This window comes from Amycolatopsis sp. NPDC048633 (genome assembly GCF_040650695.1).
Classification (GTDB): Bacteria; Actinomycetota; Actinomycetes; order Mycobacteriales; family Pseudonocardiaceae; genus Amycolatopsis.
Genome location: NZ_JBEZHS010000042.1, coordinates 62,274 through 80,125 on the forward strand (window position 1 = coordinate 62,274; position 17,852 = coordinate 80,125).

14 protein-coding genes are annotated in these 17,852 nt (G+C 70.0%); 9 read left to right on the top strand and 5 right to left on the bottom strand.

Features of this window, described 5'->3' with window-relative positions; all coding sequences use genetic code 11:
* The first annotated feature begins 64 nt into the window (after window positions 1-64).
* From AB0C38_RS43235 to AB0C38_RS43260, 6 genes are all read left to right on the top strand, one after another.
* The gene (locus AB0C38_RS43235) at window positions 65-1,570 is read left to right on the top strand and encodes a glutamate synthase subunit beta (protein WP_360685164.1); all 1,506 of its coding nucleotides are present in this window, start codon (window positions 65-67) and stop codon (window positions 1,568-1,570) included.
* A 114-nt stretch (window positions 1,571-1,684) separates the two neighbouring features.
* Window positions 1,685-4,999: a hypothetical protein gene (locus AB0C38_RS43240; RefSeq protein WP_360685167.1), complete on the top strand. Its 3,315-nt coding sequence runs from the start codon at window positions 1,685-1,687 to the stop codon at window positions 4,997-4,999.
* A 132-nt stretch (window positions 5,000-5,131) separates the two neighbouring features.
* Window positions 5,132-6,019, top strand: a complete 888-nt coding sequence (locus tag AB0C38_RS43245; RefSeq protein WP_360685170.1) for a peptidase — start codon at window positions 5,132-5,134, stop codon at window positions 6,017-6,019.
* Window positions 6,020-6,100: 81 nt separating this feature from the next.
* Window positions 6,101-7,492, top strand: a complete 1,392-nt coding sequence (locus tag AB0C38_RS43250; RefSeq protein WP_360685172.1) for an alpha/beta hydrolase — start codon at window positions 6,101-6,103, stop codon at window positions 7,490-7,492.
* Window positions 7,493-7,534: 42 nt separating this feature from the next.
* Window positions 7,535-7,846 (top strand): hypothetical protein, encoded by a 312-nt coding sequence (locus tag AB0C38_RS43255; protein WP_360685175.1) that lies wholly within the window; start codon window positions 7,535-7,537, stop codon window positions 7,844-7,846.
* Window positions 7,847-8,021: 175 nt separating this feature from the next.
* Window positions 8,022-9,413, top strand: coding sequence for a class II 3-deoxy-7-phosphoheptulonate synthase (locus tag AB0C38_RS43260; RefSeq protein ID WP_360685178.1), 1,392 nt, complete (start codon window positions 8,022-8,024; stop codon window positions 9,411-9,413).
* Between the two features lie 45 nt (window positions 9,414-9,458).
* Here the strand turns inward: AB0C38_RS43260 and AB0C38_RS43265 are convergent, their stop codons facing one another.
* The 5 genes from AB0C38_RS43265 to pknB all read right to left on the bottom strand — a co-directional run bounded on the left by AB0C38_RS43265 (window position 9,459) and on the right by pknB (window position 15,653).
* Window positions 9,459-10,772 (bottom strand): wax ester/triacylglycerol synthase family O-acyltransferase, encoded by a 1,314-nt coding sequence (locus AB0C38_RS43265; RefSeq protein ID WP_360685181.1) that lies wholly within the window; start codon window positions 10,770-10,772, stop codon window positions 9,459-9,461.
* Window positions 10,773-11,014: 242 nt separating this feature from the next.
* The gene (locus tag AB0C38_RS43270; protein WP_360685184.1) at window positions 11,015-11,716 is read right to left on the bottom strand and encodes a hypothetical protein; all 702 of its coding nucleotides are present in this window, start codon (window positions 11,714-11,716) and stop codon (window positions 11,015-11,017) included.
* A 136-nt stretch (window positions 11,717-11,852) separates the two neighbouring features.
* The gene (locus AB0C38_RS43275; protein ID WP_360685187.1) at window positions 11,853-13,358 is read right to left on the bottom strand and encodes an SPFH domain-containing protein; all 1,506 of its coding nucleotides are present in this window, start codon (window positions 13,356-13,358) and stop codon (window positions 11,853-11,855) included.
* Between the two features lie 58 nt (window positions 13,359-13,416).
* Window positions 13,417-13,626 carry a hypothetical protein gene (locus tag AB0C38_RS43280; RefSeq protein WP_155542013.1) on the bottom strand — a complete coding sequence of 70 codons (210 nt, stop codon included), beginning with the start codon at window positions 13,624-13,626 and terminating at the stop codon, window positions 13,417-13,419.
* Window positions 13,623-15,653 carry a Stk1 family PASTA domain-containing Ser/Thr kinase gene (pknB, locus tag AB0C38_RS43285; protein ID WP_360685190.1) on the bottom strand — a complete coding sequence of 677 codons (2,031 nt, stop codon included), beginning with the start codon at window positions 15,651-15,653 and terminating at the stop codon, window positions 13,623-13,625. Before pknB ends, AB0C38_RS43280 begins: the two co-directional genes overlap by 4 nt.
* Window positions 15,654-15,756: 103 nt before the next feature.
* Between pknB and AB0C38_RS43290 the strand changes: the two genes are divergently transcribed.
* The 3 genes from AB0C38_RS43290 (at window position 15,757) to AB0C38_RS43300 (ending at window position 17,771) form a co-directional block, all read left to right on the top strand.
* Complete coding sequence (locus tag AB0C38_RS43290; RefSeq protein ID WP_360685193.1) at window positions 15,757-16,125, top strand: Rv2175c family DNA-binding protein; 369 nt, start codon at window positions 15,757-15,759, stop codon at window positions 16,123-16,125.
* Between the two features lie 460 nt (window positions 16,126-16,585).
* Window positions 16,586-16,888 carry a hypothetical protein gene (locus tag AB0C38_RS43295; protein ID WP_360685196.1) on the top strand — a complete coding sequence of 101 codons (303 nt, stop codon included), beginning with the start codon at window positions 16,586-16,588 and terminating at the stop codon, window positions 16,886-16,888.
* Between the two features lie 361 nt (window positions 16,889-17,249).
* Entirely contained in the window at window positions 17,250-17,771 is a 522-nt protein-coding gene (locus tag AB0C38_RS43300; protein WP_360685199.1) for a CGNR zinc finger domain-containing protein, read from the top strand.
* Window positions 17,772-17,852 lie beyond the last annotated feature (81 nt).

A 17,852-nucleotide genomic window follows, 5' to 3' on the forward strand; every position in this document is an offset into this window, starting at 1 on the left:
TGGCGGAGCCCCGGCCACGAGGGCCGACTGGGTGCGGGTATCCCGCAGGACACAGGGGCAGCTCGTGGCTGACCCGACGGGCTTTCTCAAATACGACCGCGAAGAACCGAAGAAGAAGTCCAAAGAGGACCGCCTGCACTCGTGGGGTGAGGTCTACGCGGACGTCGATCCCGGCGAGCGCAACGAAAAGGTGCGCAAGCAGGCGTCGCGCTGCATGGACTGCGGCATCCCGTTCTGCCACTCCGGCGGCTCCGGCTGCCCGCTCGGCAACCTGATCCCCGAGTGGAACGACCTGGTCCGCCGCGGCGACTGGGCCGCGGCGAGCGACCGGCTGCACGCCACCAACAACTTCCCCGAGTTCACCGGGAAGCTGTGCCCGGCGCCGTGCGAGGCGGGCTGCGTGCTGTCGATCTCGCCGGACTCGGGCGGGCCGGTGGCGATCAAGCGTGTCGAGCAGACGATCGCCGACCAGTCGTGGGAAGCGGGCTACGTCCAGCCGCAGGTGTCCGAAGTGGCCAGTGGGCAGCGGGTCGCCGTGGTCGGCTCCGGCCCGGCCGGGCTCGCCGCCGCCCAGCAGCTGACCCGCGCCGGCCACGAGGTCACGGTGTTCGAGCGCGACGACCGCCTCGGCGGCCTGTTGCGCTACGGCATCCCCGAGTTCAAGATGGAGAAGAAGGTCCTCGACCGGCGCCTCGCGCAGCTGCGCAAGGAGGGCACCAAGTTCGTCACCGGCTGCGAGGTCGGCGTCGACCTGACGGTGGAGGACCTGCGCGCGCAGTACGACGCGGTGGTCCTCGCGGTCGGCGCGCTGCGCGGCCGCGACGACAAGGTGACGCCGGGCCGCGAGCTGGCCGGCGTCCACCTGGCGATGGAACACCTGGTGCCGGCCAACAAGTTCGTCGAGGGCGACGGCCCGCCGTCGGTCGACGCGCACGGCAAGCACGTGGTGATCATCGGCGGCGGCGACACCGGCGCCGACTCCTACGGCACGGCGACCCGCCAGGGCGCGCTTTCGGTGACGCAGCTGGACCAGTACCCGACGCCACCGTCCACAAGGGACGACGAGCGGTCGCCGTGGCCGACGTGGCCGTACATCCTCCGCACCTACCCGGCGCACGAGGAGGCGGGCGAGCGGAAGTTCGCGGTCGCGGTCAAGCGGTTCGTCGGTTCCGAGGGGCGGGTGGAGGCGGTCGAGCTGCAGCAGGTCCGCGTCCAGAAGGACCCGTCGACCGGCCGCCGCGAGGTCATCCCGGTCAACGACGAGATCGAGACGCTGCCGGCCGACCTGGTGCTGCTGGCGATCGGCTTCGAGGGCGTCGAGGAGATGCCGCTGCTTTCCGGGCTGGGCCTGTCCCTGACCCGCCGCGGCACCCTGTCGTGCGGCGCGGACTGGCAGACGGAGACCCCCGGGGTGTTCGTCTGCGGCGACGCCCACCGCGGCGCATCCCTGGTGGTGTGGGCGATCGCGGAGGGCCGTTCGGTGGCGAACGCGGTCGACGCGTTCCTGACGGGCGCATCGGACCTCCCGGCCCCGGTCCACCCGACGGCGCTGCCGCTCGCGGTCGTTTGAGTTCTCGCTTCCGAAGGCCCCCTCGCCGCTGGTCGAGGGGGCCTTCGCCGTTCCGTGTAACAAGGCGCCCTCGTTCGACGACGCTGGGAGAGCCAGCGAAGGGGAGGCCTGCCGATGACTCAGCCGGAGGACGATGAGCCAGACGAAGCCGAGCCGGAAGCAAGTGTGCCGGAAGAAGATGAGCCGGACGGCGTCGAGAACTCGATCTCCGTCGGGGGGAACATGACCGGGAACGTCGTCCAGGTCGGCCAGATCCACGGCAACTTCTACCGCGGTTCAGGTGCCCCCGCGAGGTCTTGGTACCTGGAGACGGTCAAGGAAATAGCACCGTTCAGCCTGGAGAACCGGACGGCTGAGCTGGCCGAGCTGGCCGGATTCTGTGCGGCATCCGACCCGGCACCGCAGTACGCCTGGTGGAGGGCTGAAGCATGGACTGGTAAGACGGCACTCATGGCGTCGTTCGTTCTCGACCCGCCGCGGAACGTCCGACTGGTGTCGTTTTTCATCACGGCGCGGTACGCGGGTTCTGACACCAGGGACGACTTCTTGAACGCGGTGATTCCCCAGCTGGCCGCGCTACTGGAAATCGAGGCGCCGAAGGGCGACGGCCCATCGGACTTCCGTGGTCTGCTCTCGGCCGCCGCGAAGTTCTGCAATGAGCGCGGTGAACGTCTTGTACTCCTGATCGACGGGCTCGACGAAGACAGGGGTGCAGGGCAAGAAGGCGGTGCGAGAAGTATCGCCGCGCTCCTCCCTCGCAATCCCTCGTACGGCCTTCGGATCGTAGTCACCGGGCGGCCGAACCCTGGTATTCCGTACGTGCTTCCGGACGACCACCCGTTGCGTGATCCCGCGATCGTCCGCGGACTCGATCCTTCACCAGCTGCGGCGGCAGTGCGGCATGTGATGGAAGCCGATTTGGACAGACTGCTGGATGGGGCGACCGCGGAAGCAAAGGATGTTCTGGGCCTGCTGGTCGCGGCTCGCGGTGGGCTCAGCCGGCAGGACCTCGTGGAGCTGACCGGCGAAGAATCGCGAGTCAAGACGATCATGGACAGCGTTCAGGGAAGAGCGTTCAGCCGCCGGCACGCGCGATGGGATTCCCGAACATCTCCTGAGATCTACCTGCTGAGCCATGAGGGTTTGCAAGCCGAAGCCGCACATCGGCTGGGAAAAACGGCCATCCGCGCCTACCGGCAACGGATCATGGATTGGGCCACGGGCTATTGGAAGCAGGGCTGGCCCGGGGCGACCCCTCAGTTCCTTCTGCAAGGGTATCCGCGATTGCTGCAGGAAGCGGGCTGCCTCGCGTCGATGATCGACTGCGTCACCGATCTCGCGCGGCAAGCTCGCCTCGTCGAGGTCTCCGGAGGTGAAGCGGCCGCTCAAGTCGAAGTCGCCACTGCACACGCGGCTTTACTCGCGTCAACGCAGCCGGACGTCCTCCGGCTAGTCAAACTGACGATGCACCGTGACGATCTCAGGGACCGAAATGCCCGGACGCCGGCCAAGTTGCCGGCCCTCTGGGCTCGGCTCGGTGAGCTGGGTCGCGCAGAGGCCATGGCTCGTTCCATCTCCGAGCCGTTCCGACGTCTGGAAGCCGTTAGTGAACTTGTCGATGTCCTGGTCGGGGACGGCCAGATCGACCGCGTCGACCGTCTGATAGCGGAAACGGTCGACGAAGTGGAGAATCCGCAGGTTCGGCGACGGTTCGTGCGAGTCGTCGCTGCGACTGGCGATCTCACGCGGGCACGCGCGATCGCCGAAGCCATCACGGACGCAGACCAGCGTAAGCACGCACTGATCACCGTGTCCGCCGTAGAGCCGGGGGTCGAGCCAGGCGCCCTCCTCGCGGCTGCGGAGGAAATCGAAGCAAGAAACGTGCGATCCGACGCTCGGCACTTCGTGGCCCGGTGGCTCGTCGAACACGACGAGATAGACTGGGGAATCCAAATTTCTGAGGAATTTTCTTCGATCTACAGCTTTGATATAGTGGAGCGGGCTGTCGAGGTTCTTGCGGAGGCTGGCGACTTCGTATCGGCAAGGCGGTTGCTGGAATCGATCGAGGGGGATGGTGCTCGTCGGCTGTTGTTGCAGCTGGATATCGATGATCTGGCTCATCGTGACCTTCAGTTCGCGCGCGAAGAAATAGATGGTATCGAGGATAATTTTCGTCGCGAGTCGCTGATGCGTAAGCTGGTGCGGGTTGCCGTCGAGGTGGAGAACATCGACCTCGCAGAGTCCCTGGTGAACTCGATGGCTTCGTACGAGGGCAAGGTGGCCCTCTTCGATTTGCTGCAGAATATGAGCGCTGGCGGATTTCGTGAACGGGCGGTAAAACTGCTTAATGCTGCGGTGTTGAAGCCGGAACGTCGTTTCGACCTGTCAATGCATGCAGATGGCCTCACCGTGCTCGCCGAAGGTGCGCTCTCGGCAAAAGATTATGGGGCGGCCCGAGCGCTGGCTCGCGAAGCTGAGTCAGCCGCACGTCATGTCGGCAACTCCTATCAAAGTAGTGTACTTTTCGCTCGTTTTGTGGAGTTCGCTGTTTCGATGAAGGATGTTCGTAGGGCCGAGAGGCTTGGTCGAGTCATCATCGAAGCCGATATGAAGCGACAGGACGTCGTCGAGATTGCGCAATTATTGGGCGAATACGGGGATCTCGGCCTGGCTGAGTCGCTTGCGTTTCGGGTTGACAAGATCTCTGTTTTGATGCGAGCTCTCATGCCGTTGCTTCGTCGACTGAGGGGTTGTGGTGAGACCGGGAGAATGCAGCGAATAGTATCGCGTGTGGACGAACTGGTGGATCGGGTCGACGTTGCTCCGTTTGATATTTTTCAGATGAATGGCGTCGCTGATTTTTACTGTACGGCAGGTCTTCCTCGACGTGCGCTCCAGCGGATCGCCGAGTTTGATTCTGAAAATCAATTCAATCGATCGGCATCGTTAGCCCATGTGGTGAGAGAGTTTTGCCTGACAGGTGAGATCGAGTCAGCGATCGAGGTCGTGCGAGCTGAAGGAGATGGCTCCACGGTCGACTGGCGGCTCGTTGAAGCTGTTGCCGGCGCCATGGGGAAAGTGGGCTACGGCGACGGGATCGAGGTGTTGAAGCGGCTCGGAATTGAACGATTCTCGGAGTCTTGGAGGCTCTTTCTTGCGCAGTTCGCCGAGCACGACGCCGAGCGGGCGCTGGAAATCGCCCAGAATAGTCTCGAAGACTACGCGCGGACTCCGGCATTGCTGGCTATCGCCAGCCGGGTCGATGAGCCCATCAGGTCGCGGGTGCTCGCCGAGGTGATGCAGGGGACTGACTGGTCGCGTGTGCTCTCGACCCTTTCGGCGGACGAGCAGTCCGGACTGGCCGAGGTGGTCGACCAGTTCGTCACGCTGCAGGAGGCTCGGCTGGGCCTGCACTCGGAAGACGGCTAGCTCGTCGGCGCGTTGGGTCGTACGGCGACCATACATACGGTCGAATGGCGGTGTGCGCTCTGTGTTGTGACAACTACTTTCGAGTAACTGTGCCGGTTTCGCGGCAATTCACCTCGGCGGAAGGTGGGCGTCTTGAAGCACACGGCTTTCCGGGCAGCGGTCGTGACCGCGGTCCTCTCCCTCGCGTTCGCCCTGGTCGGCGTGCCCGCCCAGGCCGCGCCGAAACCCTTCTGGACGCCCGATGCCATGCGGGCGGCCATCCCGATGGACAACCTCGTCAAGAGCCCGGCCTTCACGCCGAAGGACGTCGCGCGCGGGCAGAGCGCCGTCATCCAGAGCATCCCCAACGGCGGGGGCGCCTGGACCGGCGGCGGCCAGGTCACGCACACCGCCGGGCGCGTGTTCTTCGTCTTCGGCGGCCAGAACGCCTCCTGTTCCGGTGACGCCGTCACCAGCACCAACGGCAGCGTCGTCGTCACCGCCGGCCACTGCGTGAAGTACCAGGGCACCTGGCACACGCAGTGGACGTTCGTCCCGGGCTACGACAACGGCAACGCGCCCTACGGCCAGTGGACGGCCAAGAGCACGCTCACCACGCCGCAGTGGGAAGCCAGTGAGGACATGAACTACGACGTCGGCATGGCCGTCGTGAACCCGCTCAACGGACAGCGGCTCACGGACGTCGTCGGCGCACAGGGCATCGCCTTCAACCAGCCGAAGAACCAGAGCATGTACACCTTCGGCTACCCCGCCGCGGCGCCTTACGACGGTACGAAGCTGATCTACTGCAGCGGCAGCACGTTCACCGACTTCCTGCTGACCAAGGACCACGGGATGAACTGCAACATGACCGGCGGCTCCAGCGGCGGGCCGTGGTTCCTGTCGTTCAACGAGAGCACCGGGTCCGGCGTCCAGGCCTCGGTGAACAGCTTCGGCTACACCTTCCTGCCGGGCTACATGTTCGGGCCGTACTTCGGCACCGACGCGCAGAACCTGTACAACCGCGCGCAAGCCGCGTGACCGCCGTCAGCCCGGGGGAGGACCCGAGGGTCCGGCCCCTGGGCTGACGTCCGCGCGCTCTCGGCGGGCCACGCTCGGAGCATGCGGAAAACGTTGGTACTCCTGGCTTTCCTGCCCCTGCTCGCCGCGCCGCCGGCGGACGCGTCGCCGCGTCTCGACTGGACGACGCCCTGCCCGGACTACGGCATGACGCCGTCGCCCACCGCCGGGCTCGAGTGCGCGAGACTGCGCGTGCCACTCGACTACGCGCATCCCGGGCGCACGATCGAGCTGACCCTCTCCCGGCACGCCGGCACTCCGGGCAAGCGCCGCGGCGTGCTGCTGATGAACCCCGGCGGCCCGGGCAGTCCCGGGCTCGCCATGCCCGCCCAGCTGATGACGCGGATGGGCGGCTCCGGCCTGCCGGACGCCTACGACGTCATCGGCTTCGACCCGCGCGGCACCGGCTACAGCACGCCGGTGACCTGCGACCTGACGCCCGAGCAGCGGGGCGCCGTGCTCGGCCCCTACGCCGACGGCCCGCGTGACGTCGTGGTCACCGCGGCGAAAGCGCGTGTCGTCGCGAAGCAGTGCGGCGAGGCGGCGACGGCGGACCTGCTGCCGCACATGACGACCGCGAACACCGCGCGAGACCTCGACCGGATCCGGGAAGCGCTGGGGGAGAAGATGATCTCCTACTACGGCCTCTCCTACGGCAGCTACCTCGGCGCCGCCTACGCGTCGATGTTCCCTGCCCGCGGCGACCGGATCGTGCTCGACAGCGTCCTCGGCCCGCACGGGCTCGACGTCCGCGCCAACCAGCGCTTCGCCGAAGGGTTCGACGACCGGTTCCCGGACTTCGCCGCCTGGGCCGCCGCCCGCGACGACGGCTACCACCTGGGGCGGACCCCGGCGCAGGTGACGGCGAAGTTCTCCGAGCTGGCTGCCACCCGCGGCCCGGAGTTCCGCTCGGACACGTGGAACGGGCTCTACGACGACGCGTCCTTCCCCGCCCTCGCCGCCGAATGGGCGGGCACCGCGCGCGTCGCGGCCGGACCGCTCGACGGCGACACCCGCGCGTCGCTGCAGCTCCAGGTGATCTGCAACGACTCCGACTGGCCCGAGCAGCTCGGTTACTACCAGCGCGCGGTCGAGCGCGAACGGGTGCGGCACCCGATGTTCGGCCCGGCCGCGGCGAACGTGAACCCGTGCGCGTCCTGGCCCGTCGAACGCACCGAACCGCCGGTGCGCGTCGGCGGCCCCGGCCCGGCGAACGTCCTGCTGGTGCAGAACCTGCGTGACCCGGCGACGCCGCTTTCGGGAGCGCGCGAAACGCGAGCGGCGTTCGGAAACCGGGCGCGGATGGTGACCGTCGACGCGGGCGGCCACGGCGTCTTCACGCGGGAGAACGCTTGCGGGAACGCCGTGGTGCTGGGCTATCTGCGTGACGGGGTCTTCCCCGCGGCCGACGGTTCCTGCCAACCTGGTCGGTGAGGGGGTCGTTTCCCCCTCACTGGGGAAATGAGGGGAAGAATCATGAAAAGAATGGTGTTCTTCGCCGTGTCCGCGCTGGCCGCGATGCTGCTGACCGCACCGCCGGTGTCCGCGCGGACCACGGCGTGCATTCCGGAAAGCCTCGTCCTGGTGGGGTTCGGCACGAATTCGCTCTGCCTGTCGGCGCCGACGCCGTCGATCGCGCCGCCGTTCACCGCGGTTTCCGAACAGAACGGCAGCCAGCACACCTGGTGCCTGTACACCGGTGAGAAGTACACCGGCGCGCTGGTGCGGGTGCCGGCGTTCTCGCGCGCGAACGTGGTGGCGACGTTCGCGTCCGGACGCCCCTGCTGAACCAGGTTCTCCCGCCGTGCGGACTCCCGCCCGGTAGCCCCGGGCGAGAGTCCGCAGCTCGGCGCGGAAAACCCGTGGTCTCCGGCGCGGCGGTGAACCCACACTTCTAGGGGTCTGCCAGCTCCGGAGCGAACCGGGCGAAGCGGGGCGGGGCGCGAACCCTATCCTGGTGTTCGTGAACTGGACTGTGGACGTCCCTGTCGACACGCTGCCCGAACTGCCGCCGCTGCCGCCCGAGCTGCGCACGCGGCTCGACAAGGCGCTGGAGCTGCCGGCCGCCCAGCAGCCGGAGTGGCCCGACCCGGACGCGACCCGGCGGGTCCGCGCCGTGCTGGAGAGCGTGCCGCCGATCACGGTCCCGGCCGAGATCGACCGCCTGAAGGGCCGGCTGGCGATGGTCGCCCGCGGCGAAGCCTTCCTCCTGCAGGGCGGCGACTGCGCGGAGACGTTCGAGTCCAACACCGAGCCGCACATCCGCGCCAACCTGCGCACGCTGCTGCAGATGGCGGTCGTGCTGACCTACGGCGCGAGCCTGCCGGTGGTCAAGGTCGGCCGCATCGCCGGCCAGTACGCGAAGCCGCGCTCGGCCGCGACCGACGCGCTGGGCCTGCCGGTCTACCGCGGCGACATCATCAACTCGCTGGTCGCCAAGCCCGAGCTGCGCGTGCCCGACCCCGGCCGGATGATCCGCGCCTACGCGAACGCGGGCGCCGCGATGAACCTGGTCCGCGCCCTCACCGGCGCCGGCATGGCCGACCTGCACCAGGTGCACGACTGGAACAAGGACTTCGTGTCGGCGTCACCGGCCGCGCAGCGCTTCGAGGCGCTGGCCAACGAGATCGACCGGGGCCTGCGGTTCATGTCGGCCTGCGGGGTGACGGACACGTCGCTGCAGTCGACTGAGATCTTCGCCAGCCACGAAGCGCTGCTGCTCGACTACGAGCGTTCGATGCTGCGCCTCGACAACGCCGACGCGGCGAACCCGAAGCTCTACAACCTGTCGTCGCACTTCCTCTGGATCGGCGAGCGGACCCGCCAGCTGGACGGCGCGCACATCGCGTTCGCCGAGCTCCTGGCCAACCCGATCGGGTTGAAGATCGGCCCGACGACCACGCCCGACCAGGCCGTGGAGTACGTCGAGCGGCTCGACCCGCGCTTCGAGCCGGGCCGGCTGACGCTGATCGCGCGGATGGGGAACGGCAACGTCCGCGAGGTGCTGCCGGGCATCGTCGAGCGGGTCGAGGCGTCCGGGCACAAGGTCATCTGGCAGTGCGACCCGATGCACGGCAACACGCACGAGTCGTCCACCGGCTACAAGACCCGCCACTTCGACCGGATCGTCGACGAGGTCCAGGGCTTCTTCGAGGTCCACAACCAGCTGGGCTCGTACCCGGGCGGCATCCACGTGGAGCTGACGGGCGAGGACGTCACGGAGTGCCTGGGCGGCGCCCAGGAGATCTCGGACATCGACCTGTCCGGCCGCTACGAGACGGCCTGCGACCCGCGCCTGAACACGCAGCAGTCGCTGGAGCTGGCATTCCTGGTCGCGGAGATGCTCCGCGGCTGACGCTCACCCGAGCGCCCCGGACATCTCGGGGCGCTCGGGACCGGGCTAGGAGGCGTCGACCAGGCGGTCGACCGACTTCAGCACCGCGTCCCGCAGGGAGCCCACGTCCGGGACCGCCTCGCCGTTGACCTGCAGTCCGATGTGGACCGAGTCGCGGTACGTCGCCACCGCGATGCCGACCGCGTGGCGCGGCGCCAGCGGGACGAACGGGTAGACCTCCGCCAGCCGGGCGCCGCCGAGGGACAGGCGGGCCGGGGGCACCGGGACCGTCGTGATCACCAGGTCGAACAGCATCGGCGCGGCCAGCCCCGCCGTGCGCGTGCCCAGGCGGTGCAGCAGCGGCGGGACGCGGTCCGCCAGCAGCGGCAGCGCCCCCGCGCCGCGGCTCGGGCCGGCCGCCTTGTTGCGGGTCATCGCGCGGCGGACCACCCGCAGGCGCTCGACCGGGTCGTCCTCGCCGACCGGCAGGTCGCACAGGTACCCCGACAGCTTGTTGCCGCCGAGCTGGCCGGTCGCCCGGCCACGCACGCTCACCGGGATCAGCGCGCGCAGCGTGCGGCCGTCGGCGCGGTGGCCACGATTGACCAGCCATTCGCGCAGTGCGCCGGACAGCACCGCCAGCACGACGTCGTTGGTCGTGCCGCCGTGGGCCTTGCGCACCTGCCGCAGCTCCGCCAACGGCAGCCGCACGAACCCCAGCCGTCGTTCGGCCGACGTCGGCGCCGAGACCGGCGAGAGGGGCGACCGCGCGGCCCGCACCAGTGACGACGCGATCCCGGCCGTCTCGTTCGCCTGACCCCAGACCGTGCCCAGGGCGTCCTTCACCGTGTCCAAAGTGGACCGCGGTGCCGGGATCCGCCGCGACGGCGAGCTCCGCTCCGGCAGGTCGACGCCGTCGAGCAGGCCGGCCGCGACCGCGTACGCGCCGGCACCGTCGGTGAGCGCGTGGTGCAGTTTCAGCAGCAGCGCGAAGTTCCCGTCCGGCAGGCCGGTGACCAGGGTGAGGTCCCACAGCGGCCGGGACGTGTCGAGCGGCTCGGCGATCCACCGCGACGCGTACGCCGCGAGCGGGTCCGGTTCGTACAGCGAGCTCAGCGCGACGTGGTGGATGTGGTCCGCCGCAACGAACTCCGGGTCCTCGGTCCAGCTGGCCGACCCCGGCGGGAACAGCTCCGCGCGGGCCCGCTGACGCAGCTTCGGCAGCCGGGCGGCACGTTCGGCCAGCAGGGCGGTCACCGCGGCGGGGTCCACCGGGCGGCGGGCGGTGAAGGTGACCACCGCTCCCATGTGCATCGGGGAGGTTTCGCTTTCCAGGCAAAGGAAAGCGACGTCGAGGGCGCTGAGCGGCGAGCCTGCCATGGGCGACCTTTCCGGGTTCGCGGGTGCACGGCCACGTGCGTCGGAAGGTGAGGAACCAGCGTCTTGCGGGGGTCCGGGTGGCGGAGCCCCCGGCCCGGGGCGGCGCCCCGGTCACAGCACTGCACCAGCCCGACATGACGGGCGGGTGGTCGAAGTGTTTCCACGACGCTAACTACCCACCCCGTTCATCCATTCGAGATACCCCGGGCGCCGGTGCGCGGGGTCACAGATCAAGAAACGCGCTACTCCGCGGGGGTGGACCCGGGCTCTTCCGCCCGCACCACCGAAGTCCCCCATTCGGGGGTGAGCGCCACCTGCTTGCCGACGCGGCGCACCGGCAGGCCGTTCACCTGCCGCCGGTCCAGCCCCGGCCAGATCTCCGCGGCATCCTTCGCCGCGGCGCGGATCGCGCCGCCGTCGAGCGTCGTGCGCGTCTCGGGGATCTGCCGGTCGGTCCACTGCACGACCAGCTTCAGCGGGCCGGCCGGTGGGAGCGGCCACAGGAACACTTCGTGCTCGACGGCGAAGCGCGTGCCGCCGACGGCTTGCGCCCGCAGCACCGGGTCGTCCGGCTCGGACGCGGACGGCACCGAGATCGTCTCGGAGCTCGCCCGGCTGCCGTCGGCGTAGAGCACGCCGATGAGCAGCCCGTTGTAGTCGGGCTTGCGCCGGTGGTCGATCAGGCCCTCGGCGGGGTCGTCGACCAGGCTGTCCCGGGAGAACACCGTGATGCGCAGCGTCAGCGCCCGCGGCCACACCTCGATGGTCCGCAGCGCCACCACCGTGCGCTCGGACCGGCCCAGCGGCTGCGCCCACGGCAGCACCGCCGGGACGATGTACTCGCGCGGGGGATCGGTCCAGTGCCGGCCGTTGAACGCGTAGAGCTCCTGCTCCGGCACGGGGAACAGGGGACGCTCACGGGGGCCGCCGGTGAAGAAGCTCATCGGACGGCCCGCGACCCGCAGTCCGGCACCATGCGCCCACGGTAGGACAACCGCCCGGGAATTGCCGCCCCCGAACGGGCGTACGGCCCCTGCCTCCCGTGATCCGGGACACAAGGGCCGTACGCAGGGTGACAGATCAGTCGCTCAACTTGAGTTCGCCGTTGCGCCGGGCGGGCTCGTCGAGCTCCTTCTCGGCCGGCTTGCCCATGGCGTCCATCAGCTGCCGGGCCAGGCCGAGACCGGTTCCGCCGAGCGACAGCGCCTTGGCGAACATGTCGGACATGCCGTCGGCGCCGTTGAGCACGACCATGTGGTCGATGTTGCCGAACGCGCTCGCGCCCGCCTCGACGATCTCCGGCCAGCGCTCGGCCAGCTGCTGCGCGACGACCGCCTCCTGGTTCTCGGCCAGCGCCGCGGCGCGCGCCTTGATGGCGTCCGCCTCGGCCAGGCCCTTCGCCCGGGCCGACTCCGCTTCGGCGAGACCCTTCGCCTGGGCGGCCTCCGCCTCGGCCAGACCACGGGCCTTCGCCGCGGCCGCCTCGGCCTCACCGGTCGCCCGGGTCGCGCCCGCCATCGCCTCGGCACGCGCCTTCGTGGCCTGTGCCTCGGCCTCGGCGGCCGTCTTCACGCGAGTCGCGTCCGCCGCGGCCCGCAGCTCGGTCTCCTTCGCCTCGGCCTGAGCCTTCGCGATCGAAGCGTCACGGGCCGCGTCGGCCGCCGTACGCGTGTCGTACGCCTTCGCGTCGGCCGGCTTGCGGACCTGCGACTGCAGCCGCTGCTCGGCCAGCGCCGCTTCCAGCTCGGCCGCCCGCGTCTCCTGGACGACGACCTCCTGGCGCGCGGTCGCCTCGGCCAGCGGACCCGACTGGGACATCTTCGCCCGCGCCTGGTCGACCTCGGCCTGGTAGCCGGCCTGCTGGATCTGGCTTTCGCGGACCGCGGCCGCCTTCTTCGCCGCGGACATCTGCTCGACCTCGGCGGCCTCCTGGTCGCGCTGCGCCTCGGCGATGCGGGCCGACGCGGCGATCGCGGCGGCGTGCGGCTTGCCGAGGTTGTTGATGTAGCCCGACTCGTCGTCGATCTCCTGGATCTGCAGCGAGTCCACGATCAGCCCGAGCTTGATCATCTCCGTCGCCGAAGACTGGCGCACCTCGCCGGTGAGCGCGTCCCGGTTGTGGATCATCTCCTCGATGGTCAGCCCGCCGACGATCGAGCGCAGGTGCCCGGAAAAGAGCTCGTGGATCGTGTCGTTCATGCCCTTCTGCTGGTCCAGGAACCGGCGGGCGGCGTTGGCGATCGAGGCGAAGTCGTCGCCGACCTTGTAGATGACGACGGCCCGCACGGTGACCGGCAGGCCCTGCTTGGTCACGCACGAGACCTGCAGGTTGACCCCGCGTGTGTCCAGCGACAGCCGCCGGGCGGTCTGGAAGCCGGGGATGACGTTCACCCCGCGGCCGGTGATGATCTTGAAGCCCAGGCTGTCCGCGGTGTCCGCGCGGTCGACCCGGACCCCCAGCCCGGAGATGATCAGCGCTTCGTTCGGCTCGGCGACCTTGTACAGCAGCCGCAGAACCCCGAAGACCACGATCAGCACGACGATGAGCCCACCCGCCGCGTACAGCAGGATTTCGACGAGACTCATGGCACCGACCCCCTCGTTCTTTTCTGTTGTCAGGTGTGTTGGTGCCTCTTCGACGCCGTCAGCGGCCCAGCGGTTGCCACCGCTCGACATAAACCGTGCGCGGGGGTTCGAAATCGACCACGAGCACCTGGGTGCCGGAGGAGAAGCTCGCGTCCGGGTCGGCCGGGTAGGCGTAGAACGCCTCCGTGCCGCCCCGGACGTTCAGGAGCACCTCGCCGATGAGGCCGGGGCCGATCGTGCCGGTCACGCGGCCTCGGCTGCCGATCATCCCCCGAAGCCCTTCAGCTTGACCTTGCTGCCCTTCTGCACGAACGTGCCCGGCTGCGGGTCCTGCTGGAAGACGAAGTCGAACCCGCCGCCACCACCACCGGGGCGGCCCCGGCCGCCGTCGCGGTCGGCCTTCAGCCCGGCCTGCTCGAGGATCTTCTGGGCGTCGTCGAACGAGCGGAACCGGACGTCCGGTACCTGGACGGCGTTGTTGACGAAGACGCCGATCCGCTTTTCCTTGGGCTGCGCGTTGGCCGGCGGGTCGGTCCGGGTGACGGCCCCGCCCGGGACGTCCTGCTTGAACTCCTCGCCCGCCTGGAACGGCTCGAAACCGGCCTGCTGCAGCAGCTGGAACGCCTCGTCCTTGCTCCGCCCGGTGACGTCCGGGACCGGCGGCAGCGGGATCGGGCCCTTCGACACGATGATCGTGACCTGGCCGCCGATGTTCAGCTGGCTGCCCGCGGCCGGCTCGGTGCGGATCACCGCGCCCTGCGGGACGTCGGCGTCGAAGTCGTCGGCACCGCGCGTCGAGGTCAGCTGGGCGGTCTTGATCGCCTGCTCGGCGTCGGGCAGCGCGGTACCCGGCCGGATGTCCGGTACCGCCGGGCGGCCCTTCGACAGCACGACCGACACCGTCGAGTTCGGCTGCAGCGGCGTGCCCTCCGCGGGCTCGGCGCGCAGCACGGTGTTCGACGGGACGGAGTTGTCGTACTCCTGGCTGAACTGCGGGTTCAGCTTGACCGACCGCAGCGCGTCGCCCGCCGCGGCCTGGTTGAGCCCGACGAGGTGCGGCACGGACGCGGTCTTGTCCCCGCCGGTGTCGGTGAGGATGAAGATGAAGGCGGTGATCAGCCCGCCGAAGAGCAGGACCGCGGCGGCGATGATCGCGATCCGCTTCCGGTTGTCCTTCGGCTTCTCCGGCTCCGGCTCGCTCCGGCGCCGCGCCACCGGCGGGCGCACGGGCGGGATCTGCTGGGTGATGCCCGGGGGAGGGGTGCCCGGGTGGCTCAGCGCCCGCGTCGCGTTCGGGCGGTTCACCGGCATCGTCTGCTGGGTGTCCGGCACCTGCGGGATCCGCGGCAGCGTGCGCTCGGTGTCGGCGAGGTCGCCCTGGCCGTGGGAGACCGGGACGGGCACGGTCACCGGCAGCAGGCCCAGCTGCGCGCGCACCGCCGTCAGCTCGGTCAGGAACTCCCCGGCGTCGGCCGGGCGCAGCTCCGGGTCCCGCCGGGTCGCGCGGGTGATCAGCTCGTCCAGCTCGGGCGGCAGGTCCGGGCGCAGCTCGCTCGGCCTCGGGACGTCGTCGTTCACGTGCCGGTACGCCACCGAGATCGCCGTGTCGCCGGTGTAGGGCACCTGCCCGGTGAGCATTTCGTAGAGCAGGATGCCGGCCGAGTAGACGTCACCCCGCGCGGACGCCGCGCCCGTCTCGACCTGCTCCGGCGACAGGTAGGCGACCGTGCCCAGGATGACGCTCGAGCTCGTCGTGCCCGCGCTCGCCACGGCCCGCACCAGGCCGAAGTCGGCGACCTTCACGACGCCGCCGGTGTGCGGCCCGGACCGGCCGATCAGCACGTTCTCCGGCTTGACGTCCCGGTGCACCAGCCCCGCCCGGTGCGCGGCGGCCAGCGCCGAGAGCACCGGCTCGGCCACGCTCAACGCCAGCGCGACGTCCAGCGGCCCCCGGTCCTCCAGCAGGTCGCGCAGCGTGCCGCCGTCGACCAGCTCCATCACCAGGAACGCGAGCCCGGACTCGGCGCCCTGGGGCAGGTCGAAGCCCTGGTCGTGCACCGCCACCACGTGCGGGTGGTGCAGCTGCGCCGCCGACTGCGCCTCGCGCACGAACCGGTCCACGAACGACCGGTCGTCGGCGAACCGCGGGTCCATGATCTTGATCGCGACCGGACGGTCCAGCCGGGTGTCCGTCCCCCGGTAGACGGAAGACATCCCCCCGTGGGCGAGCAGCCGGTCCACCCGGTAGCGCCGCTCGAGGAGCGTGCCGGCCAGGCTGGGTTGGGTGCGAGTCACGAGTAAGGATCGTACGGAACCGCACACGGCTGGTGGAGGAGACCTCGCGGGTCACCCGTGCGCACTAACGGGTGTGAGTGCGGAATGTGGCAGAGTGTCACCTGTGAGTGGGATTCCAGTCGCCGACGACGTCCTCGACACCGCCATCGCGGTCCTCCCGTTGGGAGAGGTCGCGAACGTCCTCGGGACTTCGGCCAACAAGGTCCGCCAGATGCTGCGCGACGGGCAGCTGATCGCCTTCAAACGCGGCGGTGACCTGTGCGTTCCCGGTGCTTTCTTCGTCAAGGACGGGATCGTGAAGGGCCTGGCCGGGACGATCACGGTGCTCGCCGACTCCGGGTTCTCCCGGACGGAGATGCTGCGCTGGCTGTTCGAGACCGACGAGAGCCTGCCGGGCCGCAGCCCGGTCAACGCCTTGCGCACCAGCCACGGCACCGAGGTGAAGCGGCGCGCCCAGGCGATGGCGTTCTGACCTGCTGAGATAGCTCGCCGCAGCTCCTAGTTGGACGGCCGCGGCGGCGCTGAGGCACGCCGGGAGCGACCACGTCACGAGCGCGCCGGCGAGGGCGGCGCCCGCGGCCAGGCCGGTGATCTTCACGCTCGCCGCCGTCGTGAACACCTGCGCGCGGACGTGCTTCGGCGCTTCGCGGTGGCGGATCGCGAACAACGCCGTGAGCTGCGGTCCTTCGCCGAACCCGGCGATCGCGGCGGCTGCGATGAGTCCGGTGATGCCGGGGGCGAGCGCGGCTACGGTGCAGCTCACGGCCAGGACCAGCGTGCTGAGCCAGACCGTCCGGTCCGGCGCCCACGGCAGCGGGTGTCGCGCGAAGACGGCGTTGGCCAGCAGGGACGCGGTCGCGAGCACCGTCAGCAGGAGCGCGCCGTCCGCCGGCCCGCGGAGGTGGGCCGCGCCCAGCAGGGGATAACAGACGGTGACCATGCCGATGCCGGCGCAGGAGATCGTCGACGCCAGCGTCGCCCGTCGCAGCGCGGCGTTGCGCACGAGAACCGTGAAGCCGTCCTTGAGGTGGGTCTTGTTCTTCGGTTTCGGTTTCCTCGGGAGGGTCCACGCCACCGGGACCGCGGCGGCGACCAGGACGACGGCCACCCCGAGCCCGGCCGGGCCGCCGAGGAGCCCCGCGAGCCCGGGGCCGGCCAGGGCGGCGGCGGTGAACGTCAGCGCGTCGAGGCGGCTGGCTTTCTGGACCTCCGGCCCGGCGACGGCGGGCAGCTGAGCGGTCCAGCCGCCCGCGATGGCGGGGTTGAGCAGGCCGGTCACGGTGGCGATCCCGACCACGGCTTCGAGCGGCAGACGTCCGAAGGCGGCGGTGACGACGGCGATCCCGCCCGCGTATCCGGCCAGTGCGGTCGCCAGCAGCCGCCCCGGCGCGGGGCTGCGGTCGAGGAAGGCCCCGAAGACAGGCCCGCCCACCGCGGCGGCCGCGGTCAGGCCGGCGAGCAGCGCGGCACCGGCGTGCGGGCCCGCGGTCAGCCCGAGCAGGAGGAGGGCGGGGCCGGACAGCTCGTCGCCGGTCCGCGCCAGCGTCGCCCCGACCAGGTAACGCCTTATCATAGGCAAGACGTTACAGTGGGGGGATGGCCTTTCCGCACCGGGATTCCGTGCAGCGCGCGGTCGATTTGCTGGGCGTCTTGCTCTTTGACGCCTCGCCGGCCGCGATCGCTCGCGTCTTGCGATCGCACGGCGAACCGGACGTCCGGCTGTCTTCGGAAGACGTCGCCGAGCTATGTGCGGCGGCTGTCGAGCTGCGTGCGGTGTTCGCGGCGCCCGACGTGGCTTCGGCGGCTTCGGTGCTTAATCGGCTCTTCGCTGCGTACGCGAGTCCTCCGCGCTTGACGGACCACGAAGAGGGTTACGGCTGGCACCTGCACGCCGACGCCGCAGACGACGGCCCGTGGGGCGCGTGGCTGGTGACGTCGTCGGCGCTGGGGCTGGCTTCGCTGCTGGCCGAGCGCCAGGACGTGCCGGGAGGGCTGTGCGCGTCGGCGTCGTGCGGGAAGCCGTTCGCCCACACCGGCGGCGGCAGCCCGCGCCGCTACTGCTCCCCGCGCTGCGCCACCCGCGAGCGCGTCGCCGCCCACCGAGCCCCAAAGCCGTGAAGGCCACCTTGAGGGACTCTACTCGCGCCCCGCGCGCCCGGACCGCTGCGTGGCCACCGCCGCCGAGACCCGCACCGTGGC